The following is a 25,898-nucleotide window of genomic DNA, read 5'->3' as shown; positions in this document are numbered from 1 at the left end:
GATTGATGTCTGGGGACCTGAGCTGCCCGCGATCGTTATCACCGCAGATGCACGTGCATCGGGCCCGCTCATGGTGGCTTTCCATCCTTCCCGATGACGTCGATCCAATAGGTACAGCCGTAGAGGGTATTGCCTGAATGGGTAGAGACATTCGAGGTGTTGCGGCTGACGATCGTGTGCGTGCCGAAGCTGCTTCCGCGTTCTGGAGGTTTGGTTCGATCGGTGAGAACCTTCTCGTCGAGAAATTTCTGAAACTGGTTGGTCACGACTTCCTCGCGCGTCGCCTTTCCAGCTGTAATCAGGGCGTCGATCAACCGACATGAATGGCGCGACGCGCGCTCAATCAAAGTTTCGCCATTCATGTCAGCAATTATGACCAGAGCTTGCCCTCTGCGAGCAGTTCACGGGTGCGCTTCAGTGTGGACAGGAGGGCGGCTTTGTACCCCTCATCGCCGTCGAACAGCGCTTGCTCGGCCCGTTCTTCCGGGCCGTTCGGATGCTTGCCGCGCAGGCCGAGATAGCAATAGAAGCGCAACTGGAGTGCGCCAGTCCGGTCCTCATGGAGCTCGTTGATGATCGCTCCCTCACGCGGGCCGGAGGCCTGGAAGAAGGTCACCTTGCTCTCGGACTCCAGGATGATGATCTCACGGAGATCGGCACCCGCGATCGTCGCCTCGCGTACGAAATGCGTCGCGCTTTCTTCAACGACGTCGCATCGCGTACAAAGACCCGGCGGCAGGAACAGGCGAGCGTCACGGGCTTTGAGTCTCAGGCCCGCCCATATCTGCGCACGGGTCAACGGGATCTCGCCCTCGGGATTTACGGGGACGGTAGCGGTCGAATAGATCATGATAAGTCTCCTCCTGGGGTTGCGGCGCGCGCGTTTACGCCGCGATCTCGGCGGCGAAGTCGCGGTACGAGCGCAAAGGGCGGCCCAGCAGCGCAGTGAGGCGCTCAACCTCGCCCGTTGCCGGGATCATACCCTCGCTCTGGAAGCGCTCGGCCATCAGGCGCATGTCGAACGCCATCCAGCTCGGCGAGAACTGGCGCAAAGTCTGCTCGAACCCTGCGGTGTTGTCGCCACCATAAGCGATCGGGCGACCAAGCACCTCAGTCCAGAGGCCGGCGATGTCCGTGCCGGTTAGCGTATCGGGACCGACGAGCGTGATGTGGTCGAGCGGAAGTGGGGTGCTGGACTGCTCGCGGCGCAGCAGCTCAATTGCCGCGATCTCGCCGATGTCGCGGGCATCGATCATCGCCAGTCCCTTGCCGCCGATCGGCATCGGGTACACCCCGTGGCCGGTCACCACGTCCTTGATGCTGATGTCATTGTCGATGAAGTAGGCGGGGCGCAGAATCGTGGCCGACACGCCCATCTGCTCGATCATACGCTCCACCGCGAATTTGACCGCGAAGTGCGGCACGTTGACGTAGAGGTCGCTGTGGATCACCGAAAGGTACACGACCCGCTCGATGCCGGCCTCGCGGGCCACGTTGAGCGCGATCAGCGCCTGGGTGAATTCGTCTGCGGTCACCGCGTTCAACAGGAACAGCGTCGAGACGTCCGCGAACGCGCTACGGAGCGAGTCGATGTCGAACAGATCGCCCTCGACAATGCTGACCCCCGCCGGGAGGTTCGCGGTTGCGGGATTGCGGACGAGCGCGCGGACATCGGCGTCACGCGCGATGAGCTGATCGATCACTTGGCGACCGATACGGCCGGTAGCGCCGGTAACAAGAATGGTCATGTGGTGTCTCCTGGTTGGTGCCTGACTGGCAGTCCAGAAATAGAGATCCACATGTGATCCAATAGCTGCTATATCTGGATGCATCGTCTCACTGGTGGAACACATGGATCTCATTGCCCTCGCCGATTTTAATCTCGTCGCTCGCCACGGAGGATTTGGTCGCGCCGCCCGAGCCGCTCGACGACCAAAGGCGACGCTCTCGCGGCGGGTCTCGGAGCTCGAGGCAAGTCTGGATCTTCGGTTGTTCGAGCGCGGCGCGCGCATGCTCAAGCTGACTGAAGAGGGACGCGCGCTCTATCAGCGAACGGGCGCGCTACTCACCGAGCTCGACGAGACCGTGGCTGCAATCGCTTCGGGTGGGAACACGCCGCAGGGCCGATTGCGGATCAGCGCGCCGCTGCTGTTCTCGCAGATCGCAATGGGGAAGCTCGCCACAGGGTTCATCGCCAGATTCCCTGAAGTCCGGCTCGAGGTGACCACCGAAGATCGCCCGGTCGACATGGTCGACGAAGGCTATGACTTGGTGATCCGCGTCAATCCAGATCCAGACGACAGCCTCGTGGGGCGCGCTTTCCTGCGCGATCGGCTCGTGGTCGTCGCGAGCCCAGCGCTCGCTCGGCCGACGGACGGAACTGCGGTGCCTGTGGTTGTCGCGAGATCCGTCGATCAGCCCGGCGAGTGGAGGATGCAAACCTTGAATGGAGAGGCGAGCATCGCGGTCGACCCTGTCCTCAGTCTCTCCTCAATGATTATGGTCCGTGATGCGGTCCGAGCGGGCGCCGGCGCCGGACGCCTTCCGATATCGCTCGTTAGCCATGACCTTGCGGCGGGCACCCTTGTACACTGGGGCGATATCGATGGGCCGGACATCACATTGTGGGCGCTTTATCCATCGCGTCGCTTGTTGAGCGCGCGAGTGTCGGCGTTCCTCGACTACCTTAAATCGGCGTTTCCAACTGGAGCGCCGGACGAACTGGCGGTCTTTATCGCAAAATAAACGGAGGCCTGCTTTCGGGCGTTGCAGATGCTGCGCTGCACGGCCGCAATGGGTGCGTAGCACCCCGCGGTGTCGGAGAGAGTTATCACTGTTAGTTCTGGAATGGGTTAACAGATAAACTTCGCCAATAAGTTGCCGTGAAGTTGAACTGAAAGAGGCGCATTGTAGGCGGGAGATGGCCTATGCTTTGCGCCGTCCGCCCTGCGGATGGTGTTGGAAGAGCGGTCAGCCGAACCACCGCTCTCGGAATCCATAGTGACTTGGCGGTGCCCTCGAACATTTGGCGCAATTCTGCCATAGCAGTAAACCGACCGTCACCCGAAGCGTAGCGTCGGTCACCAGCCACGCCCTCCCGAAAACACGATGACCAGACCAGTTTGGCTGTCATGCCCGTGCTCTGATTCCATCGGGCGGAGACCCGTATGACTCCGACTAAATTGCTTATCGGCCAGATTTTGGTCGTGTTCGCGATAGTATTTGTTGGCCTCTGGTTCGCAACCCAATGGGCTGCTGATGCACTCGCCTATCAGCCGGAGCTGGGGGCGCCTTGGTTTTATGCCTTCGGTCGCCCGATCTACCGCCCTTGGGTGCTGTTCGGCTGGTGGTTCCACTACGATGCCTATGCGCCGAAGGTATTCGACGAAGCCGGATCGATCGCGGCTGCGAGCGGCTTCGTCGGCTGCGGCGCGGCGGTGTTCGGGTCGCTGTGGCGCGCGCGCCAACGTCGCAACGTCACAACCTATGGTTCCGCGCGCTGGGCAAGCGCGTCTGAAATCCAACGCGCCGGGCTGTTCGACGAGCGCGGTGTGTTTCTTGGGGCCACCGACCGGCGCTATCTGCGCCATGACGGCCCTGAACACGTTATGGCGTTCGCGCCGACCCGTTCGGGCAAGGGCGTGGGTCTGGTCGTGCCGACCTTGCTCGGCTGGTCGGGATCGGCCGTCGTCCACGACATCAAGGGCGAGAACTGGCAGCTGACCGCCGGCTGGCGTTCGCGCTTTTCACATTGCCTGCTTTTCAACCCGACCGACGCGCGGTCGGCCAAATACAACCCGCTGCTCGAAGTCCGCCGCGGCGAGCATGAGGTCCGCGACGTCCAGAACATCGCCGACATCCTGGTCGACCCCGAAGGCGCGCTCGAACGACGCAATCATTGGGAAAAGACCAGCTATTCCTTGCTCGTAGGGGCGATCCTTCACGTCCTATATGCGGAAGAGCAGAAGACGCTCGCGCGCGTCGCAACCTTCCTGTCCGATCCGCAGCGGCCGTTCACCGCGACGCTCCGGCGGATGATGACCACCAACCATCTCGGCACGGCCGACGCGCCGATGGTTCATCCGGTCGTCGCCTCCGCTGCGCGCGAAGTTCTCAACAAATCCGACAATGAGCGGTCGGGCGTGCTGTCGACCGCCATGTCGTTCCTTGGTCTCTATCGCGATCCGACCGTCGCGGCCGTGACGTCATGCTGCGACTGGCGCATCGCCGATCTGGTCGAAGCCAAATCGCCGGTGTCGCTTTACCTGGTCGTGCCGCCATCGGACATCAGCCGGACCAAGCCGTTGATCCGTCTCGTGCTCAACCAGATCGGCCGCCGGCTCACCGAGCATTTGCATGCGGAAGGGGAAGGGCGCCGGCACAAATTGCTCATGATGCTCGACGAATTTCCGGCACTCGGTCGGCTCGATTTCTTCGAGACCAGTCTCGCGTTCCTCGCCGGCTACGGCGTCCGCGCTTTCCTGATCGCGCAATCCTTGAACCAGATCGAGAAGGCATATGGCGAGCACAACGCGATCCTCGACAATTGCCATGTCCGCGTGGCGTTCGCGAGCAATGACGAGCGCACCGCCAAGCGTATCTCGGACGCGCTTGGGACCGCGACCGAACAACGCTCGATGCGCAACTATGCCGGGCACCGGCTCGCGCCCTGGCTCGCGCATGTCATGGTCAGCCGGCAGGAGACCGCCCGTGCGCTGCTGACGCCGGGCGAGGTGATGCAGCTGGCGCCGACCGATGAACTGGTCCTGGTCGCGGGGACGCCCCCCATCCGCGCGAAGAAGCTGCGCTATTACGAGGACGCCAACTTCAAGGCGCGCGTGCTGCCCGCCCCGGCACTGGCGAGCGATGGATATAAGGATCGCCCCGCACCCCGCGATCATGACTGGCACGCGGTCGTTCTCGATACCGACGCACGACTGACCGGCGATGACGGGGAAGGGGACGGTTCCGGCGGGCTCGAACAAGCGCGGCATCCCGGCCATGAGATCGACAAGCCTGTGACCGAGGAGGTGATCGTCGCCGATCCGCTCGGGCTCGGCGACGACGATTCCGATGCCGCTGCTGACAAGCGGGCGATGGATCAGGCGCGTGCGCTGGGCACGGCCCGGACGGTCTATGCGATCGACGTCGGGAGCGGCCGGCCCGGCGATCTCCAGCTGGATTTGTGACGATGGTCGACAAGGTTCGTCACCAATTGTTCCTGCCGAAGCCGCTCAGCGACCGGCTCGAAGCGCTGGCCGCCAAGCCCGGTGCTTCCAAGTCGGCGATCCTCGCCGATGCCGTGACCGCCTGGCTCAATCGTCGCGGCGCGTCGGAGCTCGAGGATCGCTTTGGCCTCAGGCTCGACCGGATGACGACCGCGCTGGGCCGGATCGAACGCGACGGGCATATCCTGCTTGAGACGCTTGCGCTGTTCGTGCGCTACGAACTCGCGATCCACGCTCCCCTCGCCGAGAACGACCAGGCCGGCCGCGCCATTGCGCGCGAGCGGTTCGAAGCGTTCGTCGCTCAGGTGGGGAGGCAGATCGCCGCCGGTCGCCGTAGCATCGCCGCCGATCCGGAGACGGCGCGATGACCGGCACGGTCTCCGCCGAGCGGCGCCGTGCGATGTTGCGCACCGCGATGGGCCCAGCGATCGCCGCCGCGATGTCCGACAACCGGGTCGTCGAAATCATGGTCAATCCAGACGGTGCGCTGCGCGTCGATATTCTCGGTGAGGGCAGGGTCGACACCGAGGTTCGGCTTGAGGCGGTACAAGTCGAGCGGATCATTCGCCTTGTCGCCAGCCATGCCCGCGCCGAGGTTCATGGCGAGGCGCCGATCGTCTCGGCCGAACTGCCGCCGCACATTGAGGGCCGTGCCGGCGAACGGTTCGAAGGCGTGCTGCCGCCGGTTTCGACCGGCCCGTGCTTCTCGATCCGCAAACCCGCCGAGCGGCTCTACAGTCTCGATGACTATGTGACCGACGGCATTATGAGCGAGGCCGCGGCCGATCTGCTGAGGACGGCGGTGACGCAACGGTTCAACATCCTCGTCGCCGGCGGCACCAGCTCGGGCAAGACCACACTCGCCAATGCACTGCTCGCCGAGATGGCCTGGGTCGATGAACGCGTGGTCCTGATCGAGGACACGCGCGAGCTGCAAAGCCCGGCGCCCGACACGGTGGCGCTGCGTACGCGCGCCGGCGTCGTCAGCATGGTCGACCTGGTCCGCTCGACGCTCAGGCTGCGTCCTGACCGTATCATCGTCGGCGAGGTACGCGGGCCGGAGGCGCTCGACATGCTCAAGGCGTGGAACACGGGCCATCCGGGCGGCATCGCCACGGTCCATGCCAACAGCGCGATCGCCGCGCTCTATCGGGTCGAGCAACTCGTTCAGGAAGCCGTGGTCACGGTTCCGCGCGGGCTGATCGCCGAAGCAATCGGCCTCATCGTCTTCGTTTCCGGCCGTGGCGTGCATCGGCGTGTCTCAAGCATCGCGCGCGTCACCGGTGTCGGTTCCGACGGCAACTACGGTCTTCTCGACCTTCTCAATCCTTCCGTTTCCCAAGGAGAATGATCATGCGTTCTTATCGTCTTCCCAATCATTGGTTCGTCCGCTCCGCGCGGATGCGGCTCGCAGTTACTCTCGCGCGCGCCTCCGTCCTGCTCATCACGCTGGCGGTCGCCCTGGTGCAGAAGGCCCAGGCGGCGGGTTCGGGCATGCCTTGGGAACAACCTCTCCAGCAGGTACTGGAATCTGTGCAGGGACCGGTCGCCAAGATCATCGCGGTGATGATCATCATCGTGACCGGGCTGACGCTTGCGTTCGGCGAGACTGCGGGCGGCTTCCGCCGCCTCATCCAGATCGTCTTCGGCCTGTCGATCGCCTTTGCCGCGTCGAGCTTCTTCCTGTCGTTCTTCAGCTTCGGCGGTGGGGCGCTGATCTCGTGATCGGCACCGGCGGCCATATCGACGGGTTCGAGGTGTCGATTCATGCCAGCCTCGGCTCGCCGATCCTGCTGGGCGGTGCGCCGCGCGGGATCGCGATCGTCAACGGCACCATTGCCGCGGCGGTCGGTCTGGGCTTGCAACAATGGCTGGTCGGGATCGCGCTCTGGGTGATCGGCCATAGCGTCGCCGTGTTTGCCGCGCGTCGCGACCCGGACTTCGCGCCGATTCTGATCCGCCATCTTCGCCAGAAAGGGTATTTCGCGTGCTGAATCTCGCTGAGTATCGCAGCCGCGCCGATCGGCTGGTCGACCATCTGCCCTGGGCGGCGCTGGTCGCGCCCGGTGTGGTCCTCAACAAGGACGGAAGCTTCCAGCGGACCTGCCTCTTCCGTGGACCCGACCTCGAGTCCGCGACCGAAGGCGAACTGGTGTCTGCCTGCGCGCGCGCGAACAATGTCCTTCGGCGCTTCGGGAGCGGCTGGGCGCTGTTCTTCGACGCCGAGCGGCGTGAGGCGGCGTCCTATCCTGACAGCGCGTTTCCTGACCCGGCGAGTTGGCTGGTCGACGAGGAGCGAAAGGGGGCGTTCCTGGCCGGAGGTGCGCACTTCGAGAGCCGGTATCGACTGACCTTTGTCTGGTTGCCGCCTGTGGACAAGGTCGACGCGGCTGGGCGCTCGCTCGTCGAGCGGCCGGAGGCTGAACAGGGGCGCGACTGGCATTCGGCGCTGGCCGCCTTTGTCGCGCAGACCGATCGCGCGCTCGACCTGTTGTCTGGGTTCATGCCCGAGGTACGTGCCTTCGATGATGCCGAGACCCTGACCTACCTGCACGCGACGATCTCGGGGCGGCATCATCCGGTCGCCGTGCCCGAGACGCCGATGTATCTTGACGGGCTGCTGGCGGACACACTGCTCGTTGGCGGCCTCGAGCCGATGCTCGGCGGCAAACACATACGCACGCTGACCCTGAGGGGATTCCCCAATGTCAGCCGTCCGGGCATCCTCGACGCACTCAATCACCAGGATTTCGACTACCGCTGGGTGACCAGGTTCCTGCCGCTCGACAAGAGCGACGCGGTTCGGGAATTGACCAGGCTGAGGCGGCAATGGTTCAACAAGCGCAAATCGATCACCGCTTTGCTCCGGGAGGTCCTGTACAACCAGCCCGTCCAGCTGATGGACAGCGACGCCGACAACAAGGTGGCGGACGCCGATCTGGCCTTGCAGGAACTCGGCGGCGACCATGTTGGGTTCGGCTATCTCACGACGACGATCACGGTGGCGGATGACGATCGTCAGCGCGTCGAGGACAAGGTCCGCGCGGTCGAGCGCATCGTCAATGGTCTCGGCTTCACCACCATGCGCGAGAGCGTGAACGCGGTCGAGGCGTGGCTGTCGTCACTGCCGGGCCACCTTTATGCCAATGTACGGCATCCGCTCGTCCACACCTTGAACCTTGCGCATCTCATGCCGCTGTCGAGCGTCTGGGCCGGACCGATAAGCAACCCCCATCTCGATGGTCCTCCGCTGCTTCATGCCCGCACCACCGGCTCCACGCCGTTCCGCCTCTCGACCCATGTCGGCGATGTCGGCCATATGCTCGTGGTCGGGCCGACCGGTGCCGGCAAGTCGGTGCTGCTCGCGCTCATTGCGCTGCAGTTCCGGCGTTATCCGCGCTCGCAGGTCTATATCTTCGACAAGGGCTTTTCGGCGCGCGCCGCGGTGCTGGCGATGGGTGGCGCCCATCACGCGCTCGGGCTTGGCGCAGATGCCGGCGAGACGCTCGCGTTTCAGCCGCTCCGGCGGATCGACGATCCCACGGAGCGGAGCTGGGCGGCGGAATGGATTGCGGCGTTGCTCGCGCACGAGAAAGTTGTTGTTACTCCGGAGGTCAAGGATGCCGTGTGGTCGGCGCTCAATAGCCTCGCTTCCGCGCCTGCCGAGGAACGAACGCTGACAGGGCTTGCCTTGCTGCTCCAGTCGAATGCGTTGCGGGTCGCGCTCGGCGCCTACACGCTCGATGGTCCCTATGGGCGCTTGCTCGATGCCGCCGAACAAAACCTTGCCTTCGCCGACGTGCAATGTTTTGAAACCGAGGCATTGATGGGGCAGGCGGGGGTGGTGGCGCCGGTGCTCACCTATCTGTTCCACCGGCTGGAAGAACGGTTCGACGGCCGGCCGACATTGCTCATTCTCGACGAGGCCTGGATCTTTCTCGACCATCCGCTCTTCGCCGCGCGCATCCGCGAATGGTTGAAGGTGCTCAGGAAGAAGAACGTGGCGGTCGTGTTCGCGACCCAGAGCCTCGCGGACATCTCGTCGAGCAGCATCGCGCCGGCGATCATCGAAAGCTGTCCGCAGCGCATTTTGCTACCGAACGACCGCGCGATCGAACCGCAGAGCCGCCAGGCCTATGAGCGATTTGGCCTGAACGATCGGCAAATCGAGCTGGTCAGCAGGGCGACGCCCAAGCGCCATTATTATCTGCAGTCCGCGCGCGGCAATCGCCTGTTCGAGCTGGGACTGGGGCCCGTTGCGCTGGCATTGTGCGGCGCGTCCGATCCTGCTTCACAGGTAATGATCGACGGGTTGCTGAACGAGGGTGCAGAAGGCTTTGCCGGCCGGTTCCTCGATCGTCTCGAACTGCCATGGGCTGCTCAATTGCTCGACCGCCATGGACCAATTGGACCACGCTCCGACAAAAAGGGGGAGCCAGAGTAAAGCCCTGTGCGAAAGCGCGGCGCCGTTGGACATATCGCCAGCGATCGTCGCTATGGGCACTGCGATGCGATCCGCTGCTATCGGCGAGCGATACCGGCATTCGATCACGTCGTCGATCGAACCTTGAGCCAACGCTGCTAGCCGCCGCGTGCCAACAGCGCAGGCATTAGGTCATCGCATGGCACCTGTCGGGTCACGCGCGAAGCGCCACGCCCAGGCCAGCTCGTCATGAAATAACGGTGTCGCCCTTGTGACACGACGGTGAGCAGGCACGCATCCTCCAGCCGCCGCAAATGCCCGCTCGCCGTTTGCGCCGCGACGCCAGCCTCGTTCGCAAGCTCGCCAGCGGTCATGGCCGGAATTTGCAGCAGCGCCAGCAGCATCCGCGCCCTCGTCGGGTCGCCGCTCGCGGCGGCGACATGGCTGATGTCGGGTCCTTCCTTCACCGCGCGGTGTTACTCCGAACTTTGGTCGAATGCTTCGGCCGCCACCGTAACATCTGTCCTCACCCCTACGCCATAGCGGGGCCACGGAGACCCACATGGCAAGGATAATGATTATGGCGCTGGCGGCATTGTTCGGCATGTTAGCGAGCGGTCACGCCGCCGCTTCGGCAGCGGAGCACCGCTTGCGCGGTAGCGCGCCTGGAGCAACGGCCTGGACGCCGGATCTGCTCGTCAGGGAGCAGCGTCCCGCAAACGGTTCACGCGCGCGTGCCGTCCTGTACGTGCACGGCTCCACTTTTCCGTCCGCTCTTTCCATCATGTTCAAGTTCGAGGGTAAGTCCTGGGCCGACGATCTGAACGACGCCGGCTTCGACGTGTTCGGCCTCGACTTCGCAGGCTATGGCGGCTCAAGCCGTTACCCCGACACCCCCGATACAGGCGCGAGGGGACGCGCTGACGAGGCTGCGGAGCAGATCGAGCGCGCGGTGCGCTTCATCATGAAGGAAACCGGCGCACGGCGGGTATCGATCATCGCGCACTCATGGGGAACGGTCGCGGCGGGACGTTTCGCAGGCTCGCATCCGGAGATGGTTGACAGGCTCGTCTTCTTCGGCCCGATCGCGCAACGCGAAGGACCCACGTCGCAGGAGCCGATCCCAGCCTACAACTTCGTTACGACCGATGCGCAGCATGCCCGGTTTCTCGGCGGCGTTCCCGCCAGCGAGGCGCCGGTGCTGGTGGAACGAGACTTTCCCGCTTGGGCGCAAGCGTATCTCGACAGCGATCCGGAGAGTAGGACCCGCAATCCCGTTTCGGTCAAAGTGCCGGCGGGGCCTGACGCAGATCTCGCCCAGGCCTGGTCAGGGCGGCTTCCCTACGACCCCGCCCTTATCCGAGCGCCGACGCTGATCGTCCGCGGCGCTTGGGACCCGGTCACCAACAACGCCGACGCGTCCTGGCTTAAGCAGGCGCTGAGCCGCTCGCCCAAGGTCGACGATGTCAGCATAGCGCGGGCGACCCACTTGATGCATCTGGAGGAGGGCCGCGTCGCGCTGTACGCGGCAACTCGCGCCTTTTTGCAAGCCGGGCGACGCGGCCGAGGCCGCGTAGCTCGCTCCCCCTGATAAACGACGTTCGAAATCGTTTTTGAGAAAATTCTAAAGAAATCAATGTGATGGTTGCCGGGTTTCGACGCGCTAGGCTGCTGGGTCCGATTTTGGTACCAAGACGGTCTGACTCTCGAACTCGCGCAACGCCAGGACTGGCTCAACGCCAAGATTCTCGGCAATGCGGGCTCAGGACGGCGGTTCGATCATCAGCGCAGATACAACCCGCCATTGATATCGAACGTGGCACCCGTTGCTGACGCGGCGCTCGGCAGAGCGAGCATTTCCACCAGGCGGGCGATATAGTTCGGATCACCCAGGGTGCGCACGGGAATCGAGTCGATCACCGCCGCCAGCCTCTCCTTTGGCAGCAGGTCGCGAACGGAAGGTAGATCAAGCGGGCCGGGCGAGATCGCGTTGACGGTAACGCCGCGCGCGGCGAGATCGCGTGCGAATACCTTCGTCATGGTGAGGATGCCGCCCTTCGCCGCAGCATAATGTGCGCCCGTCGCCGCGCCGCCATTTTGCCCGGCGAGCGAGGCGATGTTGACGATGCGACCGTAGCCGTGACCCAGCATATGCCGGCCGGCCGCCTGGCACCCCAGAAACGTGCCCTTGAGGGTGACCGCCACGACGTCGTCAAATTCGTCGGGCGTGATTTCGAACAGCGGAGTTGCGCGCATCAAGGCTGCGTTGTTGACGAGCACACCGACTCCGCCCCAGCGCGCCGCAACCTGCTCGATCACGCGAGCGAAATCCGCAGCATTGCGGACATCGAGCGCGTGTACGCTGACCCCCGGCGACTGCGATGCGATCGCCTCAAGCGGCGCCACATCGATATCGGCCATGGCCACCCGGAAGCCGCTGGCCTGGAGATGAGTGCAGATGATTCTTCCCAGGCTGCCCGCGGCGCCTGTGACGATCGCCACGTCATGATGGGCCGGGACGTTCATGGCAGGAAGGTGATCCCGGCGAGCGCGTCGGTCGAATTGACGAGCAAGACGACTTTTTCGAGGAGCTTGAAGTCGCTGCCCGCCGGCAACAGCGAATAACTCACGTCTGCCGCGTAGAGCCGCTGATTGCCATTGCGGAATTCGAACAGATGCTGGGCGCAACGCATCCGGATTTCGCCTTGCGGGCCATCTTCGAGGCGCCGGAAGCGCGATACGGTCCGCACGGTCACTCCGGCGGCCGCGGCGGAAACCGATTCCCCGCTCGTCAGCCGCGCGACGCGCATGCGGCGCATTGCCGCATCGTCATAGGCATAGTTCAGGCAGTTTGCGTAATCGGTCTGTCCCCGATCGATCGGCACGATATAGAGACCCGCATCGTCCCACAGTGACAGCCATGCAGCGAAGTCCATTTGGTCGAGCAAATCGGCTTCCCGCCAGATGAACTCGACGATCCGGTCGATATCGGCACTCATGCGGTCATCATCCTTTTCCACATCTGATAGGCAGCGCGCATGCCTGTCTCGGACGTCACATCGCCCGCGTTGTCCGAGATCTTGTCTTCACCGCGATTGACCATGATCCATGAGGTGCTGGGACCAGACGCTCCACGCTGAACCCGCTCCCATGCCTCGGCATCGTCGGGCGTTCCGAACCCCATCGGCCCTTGGAAATGCTCGTGCAGCCGCATGCGCGCCTGGTTGGCGATGTCGGGCGCGCCATCCATCCCGATCGCCACATGGCGGATTTCGGTCCTGTCCACCGCCAGCGGGCGCAGCACGCGGAAAAAAGCCATCGAGCAGGCGATGTTCGGAAACATGTTGAGATTGAACCCGGTGCCGCCGATCGCGCGGACTACCCGGCGAACCGACTGCTCGTCGAGCGTCTTGCGCAACTCCTCGGCGATCGCCGCGAAACGATCGGGGATCTCGGCGTCGAGGCCCTCTTCGAGATCGACCAGCTCGGGGATCATCACCATCACCGAATGGCCGTTGCCGAGATCCTCGACATAGCCGCCCGCGTCCATGAACGAGAACAATTCTTCCGTCGCGCCGTCAAGTGAGGTCAGGAAGCTCTTGTGGACGATCGGGAAATGATAGGCGTCGGTCGTATTCTCGAGCTGGATCTTCCAATTGCCCGGGAAGGTGAATTTGTGCTCGCCAAGGACTTTTACCGGGAAGCCGCCGCCCTGTTTCATGAACAGGTCGATCCATGGTTTCGCGGCGCCGAGAAAGTCGTCGAGCGAGGGCGCGTCGGGATTGAACGTCGCGAAGATCAGGCCGTTATATTGCTCGACCCGCAACTGGACGAGGCCGAACTCCCTCTTGTCGAAATCCTTATAGCCCTTGGGCATCGGCACGCCTCTGAGGCTGCCGTCGGTCGCATAGGTCCAGGCATGATAGGGGCAGACAAACCCTGGCGAATTGCCGCGGCGCTTCTCGCAAACGGTGGCGGCCCGGTGACGGCAGCGATTGACCATCACCCGCACCGTTCCGGCGCGGTCGCGGTTCACAATAACCGGTTGCGGTCCGATATGGGTGGTGATGAAGTCGTTCGGGTTGGGGATTTCGCTGCTATGTGCCACCCACACCCAGCTCCTGTAGAAAATGCGCTCGATCTCCTCGTCGTAGATTGCCGCGTCTTTGTAGAGCGAACTGTGAACCCGGTCGGGTTTCACCAGCGCGCCATAGTCGATATCGGTCATCGGGCTGCTCCGGCATGGCTGTCGATAGGGACGGGGATCGTCGCGGCATCGTTCCAATGATCGACGCGGCGCGAAAAGATGTTCTCGGTTGTGAAGCGTCGGATGCGCCACACTCTGCGTTCGCGTGCGAACTCGATCTGCAATCGAGCACTACGGAGATCGGCGCGGCCATCGGCATAGGTCGTCGCTTGAAGCATCATCCAACTGCCGCTGGCCTGGTCGCCGTCAACGGCGATGTCCTCGCTCGTGCAGAAATGGGCAGTCATCGCGAAATGGGGCTCGGGACCACAATAGCCGCGGATCATCTCGACGATCGCCGCGCGGCCCTTCATGGTCCCGAATGCCTCGGCGTAGCGCCCTTTACCTTCCCAGATGGCGTCAGGGTCGAAGAGTTCCCCGAGTTCCCCAAGCTCACTGGGGAGTGTGTCAGGGCCCAACTGATCGCAAATCCGGAAATAGCGCGCGACGATCTTCCGTATGGTGTTTTCCGCCTCGAGCCGATCGATCCTTGCGAGGGTGGCGAAGTCGTTCATTCGGGCATGACCAGTTCGCGGCCGAGCCGCGCTTCGACCCGCATGTAGCGCCACAGCCGGTGTTCGCCGATCTCGGTGCTGCGGAACAAATCGCAGATCGCGACCGCGCTCGCCCGGTCGGGCACGTCGGCCAGGATGTAAAAGGTCCAGGGCCAGCCGTTGGGCGAGGTCCCCACCATGGTTTCGTCGTCGTCGAACGTCCCGAGCACCTGGACGCCGGGCATGTCGCGGATCTTCCGCAAGATGCCCCCGGTCGCTCGGAGGATTGACGGAATATCTGCGCTCGGCAGGTCGAAGAAGTTCTGCAGCACAGCGCAACAAAACAGGGCGCGGATTGCGGATTGGGTATCGGTCATCGGTCTGCTCTCATCATGGTGTCAGGGGTAGCCGGGCGGCGGGGTCCGTCCGAGCAGCACCGCGCCGCCCGCTTGCCAGGTCCCGTCGTTGAGGAAGGCGTGTTGCGCGACCACGAGCGCGTCCATCAGCAGACGCGACAATGGGTGGCTGTTGAAGATCCCGGTCGTGCCCGACAATTCGAATGCGCGCCGCGTCACGTCGGCACCGGTCTTCGCGATGTGCGTCGCCGCGATGCGCAAGCTGGCCGCCTGACGCTGGCAAATCTCCTCGCCGGCTTTCGCCGCTTCCCAGGCACGCTCGGTTTCCTCGTAGAACCAGGACCGCGCGGCGTTGAGCTGCGCCTCCATCTGCGCCAGTGCGGTTTGCACGGCGGGGCGATCGGCCATCGTCGGTGCGCCCGTGATCGACTGTTTGGTCCCTAGCCGGATCACTTCGTCCATAGCTTCGCGGGCAATCCCGGCGGCGACGATCGCGAGTACCTGGGCAGCCATGGCCATGGTCGGATAGCGATAGGCGGGCGTGTCGATCGATGGTGCGGCCCCACGGATCAGCGTATAGTGTTCGGGGACCAGGACATCCTCGACCACCAGGTCGTGGCTCCCGGTGGCGAACATCCCCATGACGTCCCAATTCTCGTCGATCCGCACTTTGTCGCGTGGCATCACGGCCATTCGCGGCAGACCGCCTTGCTCGCCTTCGATCTTGATGCCGACGCCGATCAGTGACGCACCGAGCGATCCCGACCCGAACCCCCAACGGCCGTTGATGCGATAGCCACCCTCGGCGGGTGCTGTGGCCTGGGGAGGAAAGACCGCGCCGGCAAACACGACATCGGGTCCGTCGGCATAGATTTCCGCGAGCGTGGCCGCCGGCAGCGACGAGAGGTATTTGCTCGCAAAGCCGAAGCTTGCGACCCATCCCGCCGAGCCGTCCGCCGCCGAGATCATTTCGATCAACCGCAGGAAATCCGCCGGCGACATGCCGCTTCCGCCGAATTTCTCCGGCACGAACGCGCGGTAGATGCCGATCTGCTGAAAGCGTTCGACAATGTCCTGGGGAATGTGGCCGAGCCGGTGCAGTTCGCGCCGGCGCGTCCGAAGATCGCCCAACAGCGATTGCAACATATTATCGGTCATTGATGGTCTCCGGGAGAAACAGGTCGATGTCGCGTGCGAGCGCGCAAAGGCGCTCATCTTCACCGCGCCGGCCGACAAGCTGCAGCGCGATCGGACGCCCTTGATGCTCTCCCATGGGGAGCACGAGGGCGGGATGTCCTGAAAGGTTGAACGGGCGACAGTTCGCCGTGAGTTGCACGACCTGCGCGGGATCTGCGGCTTCGTGCAGCGTTGGCGGGATGCGGGGCAGGGCGGGCATGGCCAGCGCCTCGACATGTTCGAGCGCGGCATCCACCTGGGCCGTGAAGCGCGCACGAACCCCTTCCGCCTGCGCGATATCCTCATCGGTGATCTCGGCCGCACGCGACAGGCGTTGATGGACGTCCAGTCCGAGGAGGTTCGACTGCAACAATTTGCCAAATGCCGCGAAGGTTTCCCGGCCGATGATCGTCAGCCCGGCGTCCATGGCGTCGGCAAGCCCGGTCAGCGGCAGCGGCACCGCCTCGAAATACCGCCCGACAACCTGCCTCAGGCGACGGGACAGCGCCGGATCGGATTGCGCATCGACCCAGCCCACCCGGGCGGAAGGTGGTGCGAAGGTGAACCAGTCTGGCGCGATGATCGCCATGGCTTGCTCGATCATGGCCACGCTCCGGGCAAATGGTCCGACGCAATCGAGCGAGCTTTGCGCCGGGACTGCCCCGACGCGGCTGACGCGCCCGAAGGTTGGCTTGAGGCCGACGACGCCGCAGCATGCGGCCGGCAGCCGGATCGAGCCGCCCGTGTCCGTGCCGATGGCAAAATCGACCAGCCCGGCCGCAACGGCTGCGGCAGACCCGCTCGACGAGCCGCCCGGGATGAGCTGCGGATAGTAAGGGTTGATCGGCGTGCCGCTCCAGGCATTCACGCCGGTGACCCCATAAGCCAGCTCGTGAAGGCTGGTGCGCCCGACCAGGGCGCATCCCGCCGTCCTGAGGCGTCTCACCACCTCGGCGTCATCCTTTGCGGGCGCGGTCGCGGCCAACGCGCGCGATCCGCAGGTGGTCACCTCGCCCCGCATATCGAGGACATCCTTCACGGCGACGCGTAGCCCTTCGCTTGTCGTCGGCGGACAGGGCGTGACGAAAATCGACCGGTGGCGGGCGGCGGGCGTCACGGGGCAGCCGGTTTGCGCAGGAGCGGTGGCACGCCCGTGTCGTTGCGATAGACAACGCCTTCCTTCATCACGAAGCGCACCAGGCGAAGCGCGGTGATGTCGCTGACGGGATTGGCGCGCACAGCGATAATATCGGCGATCTTGCCCGGCTCGATCGTACCCAGATCCTTGGTGCGATTGAGCAAGGCGGCGGCGTTGACTGTCGCGGCCTTGATCGTGTCGATCGACGGCATCCCTGCCTGGACGTAGAGCTCGAGCTCGCGGGCGTTATTGCCGTGGATCGCGATACCCGCATCGGAGCCCGCGGCGATTTTCACGCCGGCGCGATAGGCCGCCATAATACGTGGCCCGTGATTGGCGAGGAAGTTCGCCATCACATCGCGCATATCGCCCTTGGCGGTCTTGATGTCGCGGCGGATATTGTCCTGCACCGATAGCGTCGGCACGAGGAACGCGCCGCGCGCGAGGAGCAGCGGGATCGCGTCGGCGGGCGTATAGGATCCGTGCTCGATCGAGTCGACGCCAGCGAGCAATGCTTCGCGGATCGCCGCTTCGCTGTGCGCGTGCGCCGCGACCCGCAAGCCGCGCGTGTGCGCGGTATCGACGATCGCCTTCAATTCTTCCGGAAGGAAAGTGCCGGGTGCGTCCTGCCGCCCGCACGGCTTGCTGCCGCTGCACGAGGCATAGACCTTGATGACATCCGCTCCCATGTCGATTTGCCGGCGCGTCGCGCGAATACAGTTCTCCACGCCGCTGCAAGCGCCGGGATCGTCGTCGGATCCCGGATGGATGATGTTCATCGCGGCGAAAATGCGGGGGCCTTGCAGTCGACCCGAGTTGATCGCGTCACGCAACGCCGCAATGTGCCAGCCCGTACTCCCGAGGTCGCGCACGGTGGTATAGCCCGCCATCAGCGTCTTGCGGGCATTGGTGATCGAGTCGACCAGCGCGGTGACGTCGTCGCGGTTGGCTCCGGTGCTGCCCGCCAGTTCATCGGACACGTTGCGCAGGCGCAGCGCCTTGTCATCGCCGGTCGCGACGGACAGATGAACGTGCATGTCCATCAGGCCGGGCAGGATGAAGCCGTCGCGCAGTTCGATCGTTTCGACGGCCTCGCCCGCACCCGCGGCCGGCGTCAGGAATCCTGATTCGATGCTGGCGATCCGTCCATCGCGCACGACGATGGTAGCGTCCTTGAGCGGGGGCTTTCCCGGAACGGTCAGAATCCAGCCGGCATGGATCACGGTGACTTCGCTGGCGGCGGGCGCCGCTGGAGCCCCGACCGTCTGGGCGGCCGCGAGATGCTGCCCGATCGGAACCAGAAGGGCAGCGGCCGCAAGCAGCGGCATCATCAGGCGCTTCTTCATCACTTCTTCTCCCGCTTGGCCGGGTTCCAGTCCCCGGGTTTCTGGAAAGGTGGCGGCGTGATCGGGCGGAGCGGCTTGATCGCACCCACCATCATCCGGATTGCGGTATCGAGCTGAGTATCGACACCGCGGGCGAGCTCGCCGGGGTTGTTGTCGACCTCGACCGTCGGGTGGACGCCCTCATTGCCCTCGGCCCATTGGCCGTCGATGCGATAGACCCGCTGCGGGGCGGCCGAGATAAAGCCGCCATTGATCAGCGGCAGCGACAGTGCTGGACCAATCAATCCGCCCCATGTCCGCGTTCCGATGAGCGGCCCGAGCTTCGCTGTCTTGAACAGCAACGGGAAACCATCGCCGCCCGAATAGCTCCAGCCGTTCGACAGCATCGCTTTGGGTCCGCGATGCGCGAGCTCGGGGAGCGGATAGTCGCTGCTGTTGCGGGCGCGGAACATGACGAGGGGCGGGCGGTTGAGCAGCTCGATCATCCGGTCGCCCAACGCGCCGCCGGTATTGAACCGTTCATCGACGATCAGCGCATCCTTGGCGAACTGCGACCGATACTGGATCATCAGTTCGTTCTGGCCTTCGGCGCCGGTATTCGGGACGTAGATATAGCCCACGCGACCCCCGCTCGCCGCGTCCACTTTCTTGCGGTTTTCTTCCACCCAGGCGAGCTCGCGCAGCTTGCGCTCGCTGGTCAGGGTCTTCACGGTGATCTCGCGTTTCTGTCCGTCGGCCGATCCAGCCGCGAACTCGAGCTTCACGTCTTTGCCGGCCAGCCCGATGAACGCCGCCCAGGGGTCGGTACCGGTGTCGAGTTGCTTGCCGTTGACCGACAGCAGGACGTCACCCTCATGAACCCCGAGCGAGGGATCGTCGAGCGGCGAGCGCACGTCATAGGCGCGCGATCCGGTTCGATAGATCTTGGCGATCCGGTACCGCCCGCCTGCCGCTTCGAAATCGACCCCCAGCATGCCGACGGTCTGCGCATCGCTGCGGGGTCGGGGGGCGGTTGCCGATGCATAGACATGGCCGCCGTTGAGCTCGCCCATCAGTTCGCGCACGATGAACGTCTCGTCGTCGTCGATCACCGCATAAGGCACCAGTGCGCCGAGCTTCTTGCGCGCGGCGACCCAGTCGGCGCCATTCATCCCTGGATCGTAATAGAAGTCGCGGCCGTAGCGCCACGCGTCGTTGAACATCTGCTGATATTCGGCCCGCCGGTCGACGGTGGCGACGAGCTTGTTATCGTCCAGCTTGCGCGGCGTATCGTCGCTCAGGTCGATCACGCTCAATTTGGTGTCGACCCTGGTCAGCAGGCGTACGCCGTCACCATCGGCGAGCGCGAGACCGGTCTCGGTCTGGAGCGGCTTGCCGTCGGATTTGCCGAGACGATAGCGTTCCAGCACGTTCTTGGCGTCAGGGCCCGACCCCTGGCGCAGCACTACGAACCCGCCGGGGACTGCCTGTAGCCTGTTGAGATCGCCGGGACGCGCCTCGAGAAGCGCAAGGCGGCTCTCAAGACCGTCGAAATCGATGTCGACGGCCTGGCGGGTCGCCGGCATCGACCAGTCGGGCCGGCCCGGCGCGCGTCCTGTGGTCATCAAGGGCAGAACGCTGACGACGGTATTCGGCGCATAGGTCCAGGTATTGTCGATATTGCCGTCGCCGAAGGTCGGATCGAATTTGCGGCTGGAGAGCGCGAGCAGGTAATTGCCGCTGCTATCGAACACCGGGCCGAAGTCGTTGAACGCGCCCGACGTCACCTGATGTCGCTGGTGCGCGCGAACATCGTAGAGGAAGATGGCGTTGTTGCGGTTTTCGAGCCCGCGCGAATAGGCGATCCAGCGACCATCGGGCGACCAGGCGACGCGTTGGTCGAGAAGCTCGGTATGATACCACCATTTCCCCTGGTCGATGCGGGTCTTTTCGCCGGTCGAGACGTCGACCAGCCACAGGACTTCCTCATAATCGTAGAGCGCGATGAGGCGGCCGTCGGGCGACCAGAAAGGGCTGTAGCGCAGCCCCGGGCCGAAGTCGGCGATCTTGCGGACGCTGCCGTCCTTTTTTGCGCGCACATACAGCGCATATTCGCCGCCCCGGTCGCTCAGAAAGGCGATATCGCCGTTGGCGTTTGGCCGCGGAAACCGCTCCGCGCTGCCCGAGGTGTCGGGGGTCAGATCAACCACCGCGGTGCCTGCGGCGTCATAGGCGAAGACATCGCCGCGCGCTTCGAGCACGACGCCGCCGTCGTTGCTCAGCGCGGCGTTGACCATGCGATCCCCGACCGGGATCGGCTTCGCCGGCGGCGCGACCTTCGCGCGGTCGATCGTGATGTGGACAGGCAATGTCTTGCCGGATGCGGGATCGAGAATTTCGAGGCGGCCGTCGACTTCGTAAATGATACGCTTGCCGTCGGTCGCCGGGCGACGCACGTCGGTGTCGACAAAATGGGTCAGCTCGACCGGGGCGCCCGCCCGCGCGTCAAGCGCCCAGATATTTGATCGTCCGGCATCATCGCGCTCGGACAGAAAATAAGTCCGGCCATTGACCCGCATCGGCATTGAATCCGACGCTTGGCTGTTGGTCAGCTGCGTCGTTTGGCCAGTCTTGAGGTCGAACGACCAGATATCGGGCGCCCGCCCACCATAATAGCGCTTCCAGGCCTCCTCCTGAAAATCGCGCTTGTAGGTGAAGAGCAGCTTGCCGCCGTCTTCGGTGTAGGTTGCGGTTTCGCCATAAGGTAGCGGCACGCGGACGGGAAGACCGCCGTCTGCGGGAACGAGTTGCAACTGGTCGTACGTCGCGCGGGGGCTCGTCATGGTTGAGGCAAACAGCACATTCCTGCCGCTCGGATCCCAATCCACGACCAGGTCGGTGGCGGGGTGATGGGTCAGTCGACGCGGTGCTGCCGTCTCCCCAATGCTGACGACATAGACGTCGACATTGCCGTCGATGTTTGCCGAGAAGGCGATGCGCTTGCCATCCGGCGAGAAGTGCGGGCGGCTGAGCTGCGTGCCGGTGCTCGGCACCTCACGCGCGTTGGCACCCGTTGCATCGGCGACCCAGAGCTTGTCGCCATAAACGAACGTGATCCGGTCACCGGCAATATCGGGATAGCGCATCAGTCGCGCTTCGTCGGCATAGGCCGCAGTGCTCGCTACAAGCGCGACGATACTCGTTGCTGCTGCCCAAAGCGTTTTGACGCGCATGACCCGCTCCCCTCATGTTCATGAACCCCTCGGTCTTCGGATCGAACCGGGTGGAGCGACAGAACCTAGAAGCGAGGTCGGGGCCGACAATCAAATGCTGCTAAGTCAAAAGATAAGCCTAGCTAATAGGCCCGCCGGGGCAGAACTTGCCGCACGGGAGTGGTCATTAGGTCAGATAATCCTCTGAATGAATTTTACTCGATTGTGGGTGACGGGGCGGTGCTTGAGTTTCCGGGCCTCCTTAACCCGGAGCCCAGTTCGGAAATATCCATCCTGCTCGCGCCAGTTGCGCTGAGTACGGGGCGATGCCGAGACGGAAAGGGGGTGAGGACTGAGACAATATCAGCCCAGGGAGGGGTGTCATGGAAAGTAAGTCATTCGAGGGACGTGATGGCGCGCGCCTAGGTAAAGCAGGCGCGACGGCTGCTTTATGGGCATTGGCGATCGGTATTGCCTCGCCGGCCCTTGCTCAACAGCAGCCGGGCGCATCCGACCAGCCCAACCCACAAGCGCAGACCGCGCCGCAGACACAGGACAAGCCACAGGCTTTGACGGCGCCGGACCAGGACAATCTTGGCAGCGACATCGTGATCACTGCGCAGCGTCGCCCCCAGACCATTCTCGATGTCCCTGTCAGCGCGACGGTGTTCGATTCCAAGGCGATCGAGGCCGCGCAATATAATGATGCCAAGGACTATCTGCTCCAGACACCGAACGTCTCGTTTCAGCAGGGCGGGCGCAACGGCGCGCGCGAAGTGGTTATCGCCATTCGCGGGATATCGGACCTGAAGAGCAGCGAAAAGGTCCTGACCCAAAGCGCGTTCACGACTTATGTCGACGAGTTCGCCGCCGGCACGCTCGCGTCCGGCCAGGCCAACCCCGATATCTATGACGTCGAGGCGGTGGAGATCCTGCGCGGTCCGCAGGGCGTGTTCTTCGGGCGCAATTCCGAAGGCGGCGCGATCAACATCCGCACCAAGAAGCCGAGCGAAGAATTCTACGGTCGAGTGGATGCCGGGATCGGACGGTTCGATACCTATGAGCTCGGCGGCGTCGTCAACGGAAAGATCGCCAACGGGTTGGCTGCGCGCGTCTCGATCAATGGATCGACGACTCAGGGACCGATCCGCAATTTGGGTCCGGCCGGCGGCGGCTCGGACGCGCAATATCTCAATGCGCGCGGCCAGCTGCGCTGGCGCCCCGATGCGCGCACGACGATCGATCTCGAGGCCAATTACACGCTCGACAATTCGGGCATCCAGCCCAAGCTTTCGAGCTGCATCAACCAAGGCGCGTTCGGCTTGCCGTACAATCTGGCGACGCCGCAATTGCTCGGCGGCATCGGCTGCTACAATCCTAATGGCGTGTTCACCGACTGGGTCGCATCCGGCCCGGGCGGAACGCAGCCGCAGCTTGGTGGGAAGCCGGTGTCGGCTTTCCCCAACAACGAACGCTATGTCTACCAGGACACGCCGGATCATACCGATAACCGCACCACGCTGGTCATCGGTAAGGTCTATCGCGAACTCAGCGACGCGATCGCGCTCACCGCGATCGCTGGCTATTCGCAGTCGAGCCAGGACCAGTTTCTCGATCTCGACCGGTCGGGAATCAACGCGATCAACCGGCTCGGTAAGTTCAAGACCAATTCCTGGAGTTTCGAGGGGCGCCTGTCCTCGATCGGCAAGGACAGCCCGATCGACTGGACGATCGGTGGGATTGTCTATCGCGAGCATTTTGACGCGATCAACCAAATCCTCATCGAGCAGGTTCTCGGGCCATGGGCACCCGGTGACAAGGCCAACGAGAACCGGATCCAGAACACCGTCAACGGATGGGCCGCCTTTGCCAACGTCGAATGGCATGTCACCTCGCAGGTCTCGCTGATCCTTGGCGGCCGCTACTCCTATGACAAAGGCGTGAATCGCTGGAGCGACGTGTATGCGGCGTGCGCACGCCGGCTGCCTGGCGATCCGCTCGATACTTCGCAGGTGGCGGCAGGCAATGGGCCGTGCGTGCTTACGCCGGCACAGCAACTCCTCGCCAATCGCGGCGGCCTGCCGCAATATTGGGATGCGGGCCGCGGCGCCTATGTCGTGACCGGTGGGCGATACGAACAGCTGACCGGCCGTTATGCCGAGGGAAGTGGCCGCGATTTCTCGCCGCGCGTCGCACTCAACTGGAAGCCCAATAGCGATACGTCGCTCTATGCCAGCGTCTCGAAGGGCTACAAGCCAGCGGGTGGTCAGGCGAATCCGGACAGCGGCATTGGCGGCTCGTCCACCTTCGGCACTGAAAAACTGTGGAACTTCGAGGTCGGCGGCAATGCCTATATGTTGGACCGTCGCTTGCTCGTCCAGGCGGCCGTCTTCGACATGGAGTGGAAGGATTATCAATTCCTCGTACGGCAGGGGCTATGCCAATTGCCTTCGGGTGAGCTTGTCCCGGTAACCGCCTCGCTCGATCTGTCGACCTGCAAGCAGCAGTTCCAGGTCGATTCAGTCACCAATCTGCCAAAGGCGCGGTCTCGCGGGTTCGAACTTTCCGCCAGCGCCCGGCCGGTCGGCGGGCTGACGATCGGAGGGTCGGTCGGCTATCTCGACGCAAAATATGTGCGCGGATCCGGCCTCATCAACGGTACCCAGACCAACCTTGCCGGTATCCGGATCGGCAACGCACCGCCCTGGACGGCATCCGCCAATATCGACGAGACGTTCCGTCTGCTTGGCGGCGAAGGCTCAATCGGACTCAACTGGAGCTATCGCAGTGGGACCTCGTTGGGTGTGGTCGAACAGGCGACGCAAAGCTTTCCGGGAAGCGTCGCGCCAATCAGCCTGTTCAACCTGCGCCTGTCGCAAACCTGGGGCAAGAACCGTCTGATCTTCACGGTCAACAACCTGCTCAACCGCAAATATTACACTGCGGTCGAAGGGTTCAGTTTCGTCGGTCCGCAGCTCACCTACAATCCGCGGACTTGGGCGATTCACTGGACGTCCGAATTCTAATCCCTGGAGTCCGCAATCCTTAGGCGCGCTCCTCCCCTGAGGCCCGCCCCCTTCCTGGGGCGGGCCTCTTTTTCGTCGTGACGGATTGTGTCGGCAACGTTGGGCGGCTCTTGGTCACTGGCGTGGGGGACGGTCGGCTAACGGAAAGTCTGCTCTTCTCAATAGCCAGGCGGATACGTGACTCTCGGCCGTTGGAGACTCGGCGAGATGTTCCTAAAAGCGCTCACTTGTCCAAATCCGTGGTGATCGGCCACTATTGATGGTGTTCAGTCCGTCGGCTTCCAGGCGCTCGCCCGAAAAGGGGGCGGGCACCGAGAATCGTCAGAGTTTTACCGCTGCGTTACCGCCATCGGCCCACAAGGCAGAGCCCGTGATGAAGCTCGCCATATCGCTGGCGAGGAACAACGCCGCCTTGGCTATTTCTTCAGGTTCAGCGATCCGCTTCATCGCGTGCAGGCCAGCAGCCCATTCGCGCTGGGCGGCATCGCCCGCCATATCGGTTGCGGTGCCGCCAGGGAGGAGAGCGTTTGCGCGGATACCCGCTGCACCATAGTCCGCCGCTATGCCGCGCACCAACCCCATAAGGCCCGCCTTGGCTGCCGCATAGGCGCTCATGCCCGGCAGGCCTACGCTGTTCCCAACGAAGCTACCGGTAAATACCAGTACTCCCGATCCCTGCTCAAGCATGGCGGGAATCTGTACGCGGGCTCCAAGAAATGCTGCGGTCAGATTTACCGCCAGCACCTCCGACCATTGCCTGGGCTCCATCTCGGCCAGCGGTTTCATGGCTCCCACCAAGCCCGCATTATTGAAGGTGATGTCCAAGGCGCCGAACGTCGATTGCGCGGCCGCTACGGCCTCTTGGTGGGTGCGTTCTTGTGTCACATCTCCGGCAACGGCGAGTGCTCGGCCGCCGCGTTCCTCGATGTCGCGAACCAACTCGTCCAGAGCATCTTGCCGGCGGGCAACCAGCACGACAGCCGCACCGTTTGCGGCAAACAATGTTGCGGCCGCTTTCCCGATCCCCGAACTCGCACCTGTGATGATGGCCACCTTGCCGTCGATCAGTTTCATTCCATAGCTCCACCTTGGGGAGTTAGGGCAGGTAGAGCGCTCTGCGGGCGAGGGCGTCCCGTTTCATGTCTTTAAACTGGGCTGCTGCGTCCATCCGGACAGGCCGACCAGAAGTCGCGATGGCCGGACTGATTTGACGCCCAGAATTGACATGGGCGTCGCCGTGCCAGCCTCGCGTTGACGGGCGGCATGCCGAGCAA

23 protein-coding genes are annotated in these 25,898 nt (G+C 63.7%); 9 read left to right on the top strand and 14 right to left on the bottom strand.

Annotated elements, in window-relative coordinates:
* Positions 1-68 precede the first annotated feature (68 nt).
* From OO12_RS22355 to OO12_RS22345, 3 genes are read right to left on the bottom strand one after another with little or no spacing between them, the layout of a single operon-like run.
* Positions 69-314 carry a hypothetical protein gene (locus OO12_RS22355; RefSeq protein ID WP_160296880.1) on the bottom strand — a complete coding sequence of 82 codons (246 nt, stop codon included), beginning with the start codon at positions 312-314 and terminating at the stop codon, positions 69-71.
* Positions 315-370: 56 nt separating this feature from the next.
* On the bottom strand, positions 371-850 hold the full coding sequence (locus tag OO12_RS22350; RefSeq protein WP_034160974.1) for an SRPBCC family protein: 480 nt from the start codon (positions 848-850) through the stop codon (positions 371-373).
* Positions 851-884: 34 nt separating this feature from the next.
* Positions 885-1,799 (bottom strand): SDR family oxidoreductase, encoded by a 915-nt coding sequence (locus OO12_RS22345; RefSeq protein WP_235364967.1) that lies wholly within the window; start codon positions 1,797-1,799, stop codon positions 885-887.
* A 52-nt stretch (positions 1,800-1,851) separates the two neighbouring features.
* Between OO12_RS22345 and OO12_RS22340 the strand changes: the two genes are divergently transcribed.
* From OO12_RS22340 to trbE, 7 genes are all read left to right on the top strand, one after another.
* Entirely contained in the window at positions 1,852-2,745 is an 894-nt protein-coding gene (locus tag OO12_RS22340) for a LysR family transcriptional regulator (protein WP_034160972.1), read from the top strand.
* Between the two features lie 422 nt (positions 2,746-3,167).
* Positions 3,168-5,189 (top strand): conjugal transfer protein TraG, encoded by a 2,022-nt coding sequence (locus OO12_RS22335; protein ID WP_034160971.1) that lies wholly within the window; start codon positions 3,168-3,170, stop codon positions 5,187-5,189.
* A 2-nt stretch (positions 5,190-5,191) separates the two neighbouring features.
* Complete coding sequence (locus tag OO12_RS22330) at positions 5,192-5,596, top strand: hypothetical protein (RefSeq protein ID WP_034160970.1); 405 nt, start codon at positions 5,192-5,194, stop codon at positions 5,594-5,596.
* The gene (gene trbB / locus OO12_RS22325; RefSeq protein ID WP_034160969.1) at positions 5,593-6,579 is read left to right on the top strand and encodes a P-type conjugative transfer ATPase TrbB; all 987 of its coding nucleotides are present in this window, start codon (positions 5,593-5,595) and stop codon (positions 6,577-6,579) included. Before OO12_RS22330 ends, trbB begins: the two co-directional genes overlap by 4 nt.
* Positions 6,580-6,629: 50 nt before the next feature.
* Complete coding sequence (locus OO12_RS22320) at positions 6,630-6,953, top strand: TrbC/VirB2 family protein (protein WP_034161000.1); 324 nt, start codon at positions 6,630-6,632, stop codon at positions 6,951-6,953.
* Positions 6,950-7,222, top strand: a complete 273-nt coding sequence (locus OO12_RS22315) for a VirB3 family type IV secretion system protein (RefSeq protein ID WP_034160968.1) — start codon at positions 6,950-6,952, stop codon at positions 7,220-7,222. The genes OO12_RS22320 and OO12_RS22315 overlap by 4 nt, the downstream gene beginning before the upstream one ends.
* Positions 7,216-9,672: a conjugal transfer protein TrbE gene (trbE, locus tag OO12_RS22310; RefSeq protein ID WP_034160967.1), complete on the top strand. Its 2,457-nt coding sequence runs from the start codon at positions 7,216-7,218 to the stop codon at positions 9,670-9,672. Before OO12_RS22315 ends, trbE begins: the two co-directional genes overlap by 7 nt.
* A gap of 137 nt (positions 9,673-9,809) precedes the next feature.
* Here trbE and OO12_RS22305 read toward each other — a convergent pair whose 3' ends face one another.
* Positions 9,810-10,118: an ArsR/SmtB family transcription factor gene (locus OO12_RS22305; RefSeq protein WP_052216182.1), complete on the bottom strand. Its 309-nt coding sequence runs from the start codon at positions 10,116-10,118 to the stop codon at positions 9,810-9,812.
* Between the two features lie 95 nt (positions 10,119-10,213).
* Here OO12_RS22305 and OO12_RS22300 point away from each other — a divergent pair, with 95 nt between their 5' ends.
* The gene (locus OO12_RS22300) at positions 10,214-11,242 is read left to right on the top strand and encodes an alpha/beta hydrolase (protein WP_034160966.1); all 1,029 of its coding nucleotides are present in this window, start codon (positions 10,214-10,216) and stop codon (positions 11,240-11,242) included.
* A gap of 191 nt (positions 11,243-11,433) precedes the next feature.
* On the opposite strand, the gene OO12_RS22295 is transcribed toward OO12_RS22300, so the two are convergent.
* The 9 genes from OO12_RS22295 to OO12_RS22255 are packed head-to-tail and all read right to left on the bottom strand — an operon-like array spanning position 11,434 to position 21,619.
* A complete protein-coding gene (locus OO12_RS22295) occupies positions 11,434-12,177 on the bottom strand; it encodes an SDR family NAD(P)-dependent oxidoreductase (protein WP_034160965.1) in 744 nt (247 codons plus the stop codon).
* Positions 12,174-12,650 carry an aromatic-ring-hydroxylating dioxygenase subunit beta gene (locus OO12_RS22290; protein ID WP_034160964.1) on the bottom strand — a complete coding sequence of 159 codons (477 nt, stop codon included), beginning with the start codon at positions 12,648-12,650 and terminating at the stop codon, positions 12,174-12,176. Before OO12_RS22290 ends, OO12_RS22295 begins: the two co-directional genes overlap by 4 nt.
* Positions 12,647-13,879 (bottom strand): aromatic ring-hydroxylating oxygenase subunit alpha, encoded by a 1,233-nt coding sequence (locus OO12_RS22285; protein ID WP_034160963.1) that lies wholly within the window; start codon positions 13,877-13,879, stop codon positions 12,647-12,649. The genes OO12_RS22290 and OO12_RS22285 overlap by 4 nt, the downstream gene beginning before the upstream one ends.
* Complete coding sequence (locus OO12_RS22280) at positions 13,876-14,412, bottom strand: nuclear transport factor 2 family protein (protein WP_034160962.1); 537 nt, start codon at positions 14,410-14,412, stop codon at positions 13,876-13,878. The genes OO12_RS22285 and OO12_RS22280 overlap by 4 nt, the downstream gene beginning before the upstream one ends.
* Entirely contained in the window at positions 14,409-14,768 is a 360-nt protein-coding gene (locus OO12_RS22275; RefSeq protein ID WP_034160961.1) for a hypothetical protein, read from the bottom strand. The genes OO12_RS22280 and OO12_RS22275 overlap by 4 nt, the downstream gene beginning before the upstream one ends.
* A gap of 21 nt (positions 14,769-14,789) precedes the next feature.
* Positions 14,790-15,905: an acyl-CoA dehydrogenase family protein gene (locus OO12_RS22270; RefSeq protein ID WP_034160960.1), complete on the bottom strand. Its 1,116-nt coding sequence runs from the start codon at positions 15,903-15,905 to the stop codon at positions 14,790-14,792.
* Positions 15,895-17,013, bottom strand: coding sequence for an amidase (locus OO12_RS22265; RefSeq protein WP_034160998.1), 1,119 nt, complete (start codon positions 17,011-17,013; stop codon positions 15,895-15,897). The genes OO12_RS22270 and OO12_RS22265 overlap by 11 nt, the downstream gene beginning before the upstream one ends.
* Positions 17,014-17,036: 23 nt before the next feature.
* Positions 17,037-18,407, bottom strand: a complete 1,371-nt coding sequence (locus tag OO12_RS22260; protein ID WP_052216181.1) for an amidohydrolase family protein — start codon at positions 18,405-18,407, stop codon at positions 17,037-17,039.
* Positions 18,407-21,619, bottom strand: coding sequence for a S41 family peptidase (locus OO12_RS22255; RefSeq protein ID WP_052216180.1), 3,213 nt, complete (start codon positions 21,617-21,619; stop codon positions 18,407-18,409). The genes OO12_RS22260 and OO12_RS22255 overlap by 1 nt, the downstream gene beginning before the upstream one ends.
* A gap of 362 nt (positions 21,620-21,981) precedes the next feature.
* On the opposite strand from OO12_RS22255, the gene OO12_RS22250 reads away from it, so the two are divergent.
* Entirely contained in the window at positions 21,982-24,624 is a 2,643-nt protein-coding gene (locus OO12_RS22250; RefSeq protein WP_082006726.1) for a TonB-dependent receptor, read from the top strand.
* A 321-nt stretch (positions 24,625-24,945) separates the two neighbouring features.
* Here the strand turns inward: OO12_RS22250 and OO12_RS22245 are convergent, their stop codons facing one another.
* The gene (locus OO12_RS22245) at positions 24,946-25,698 is read right to left on the bottom strand and encodes an SDR family oxidoreductase (RefSeq protein WP_034160957.1); all 753 of its coding nucleotides are present in this window, start codon (positions 25,696-25,698) and stop codon (positions 24,946-24,948) included.
* Positions 25,699-25,898 lie beyond the last annotated feature (200 nt).

Origin of the sequence: Sphingomonas sp. ERG5, assembly GCF_000803065.1 — a bacterium.
Classification (GTDB): domain Bacteria; phylum Pseudomonadota; class Alphaproteobacteria; order Sphingomonadales; family Sphingomonadaceae; genus Sphingomonas.
This window is presented reverse-complemented; position numbering and strand designations above follow the sequence as displayed.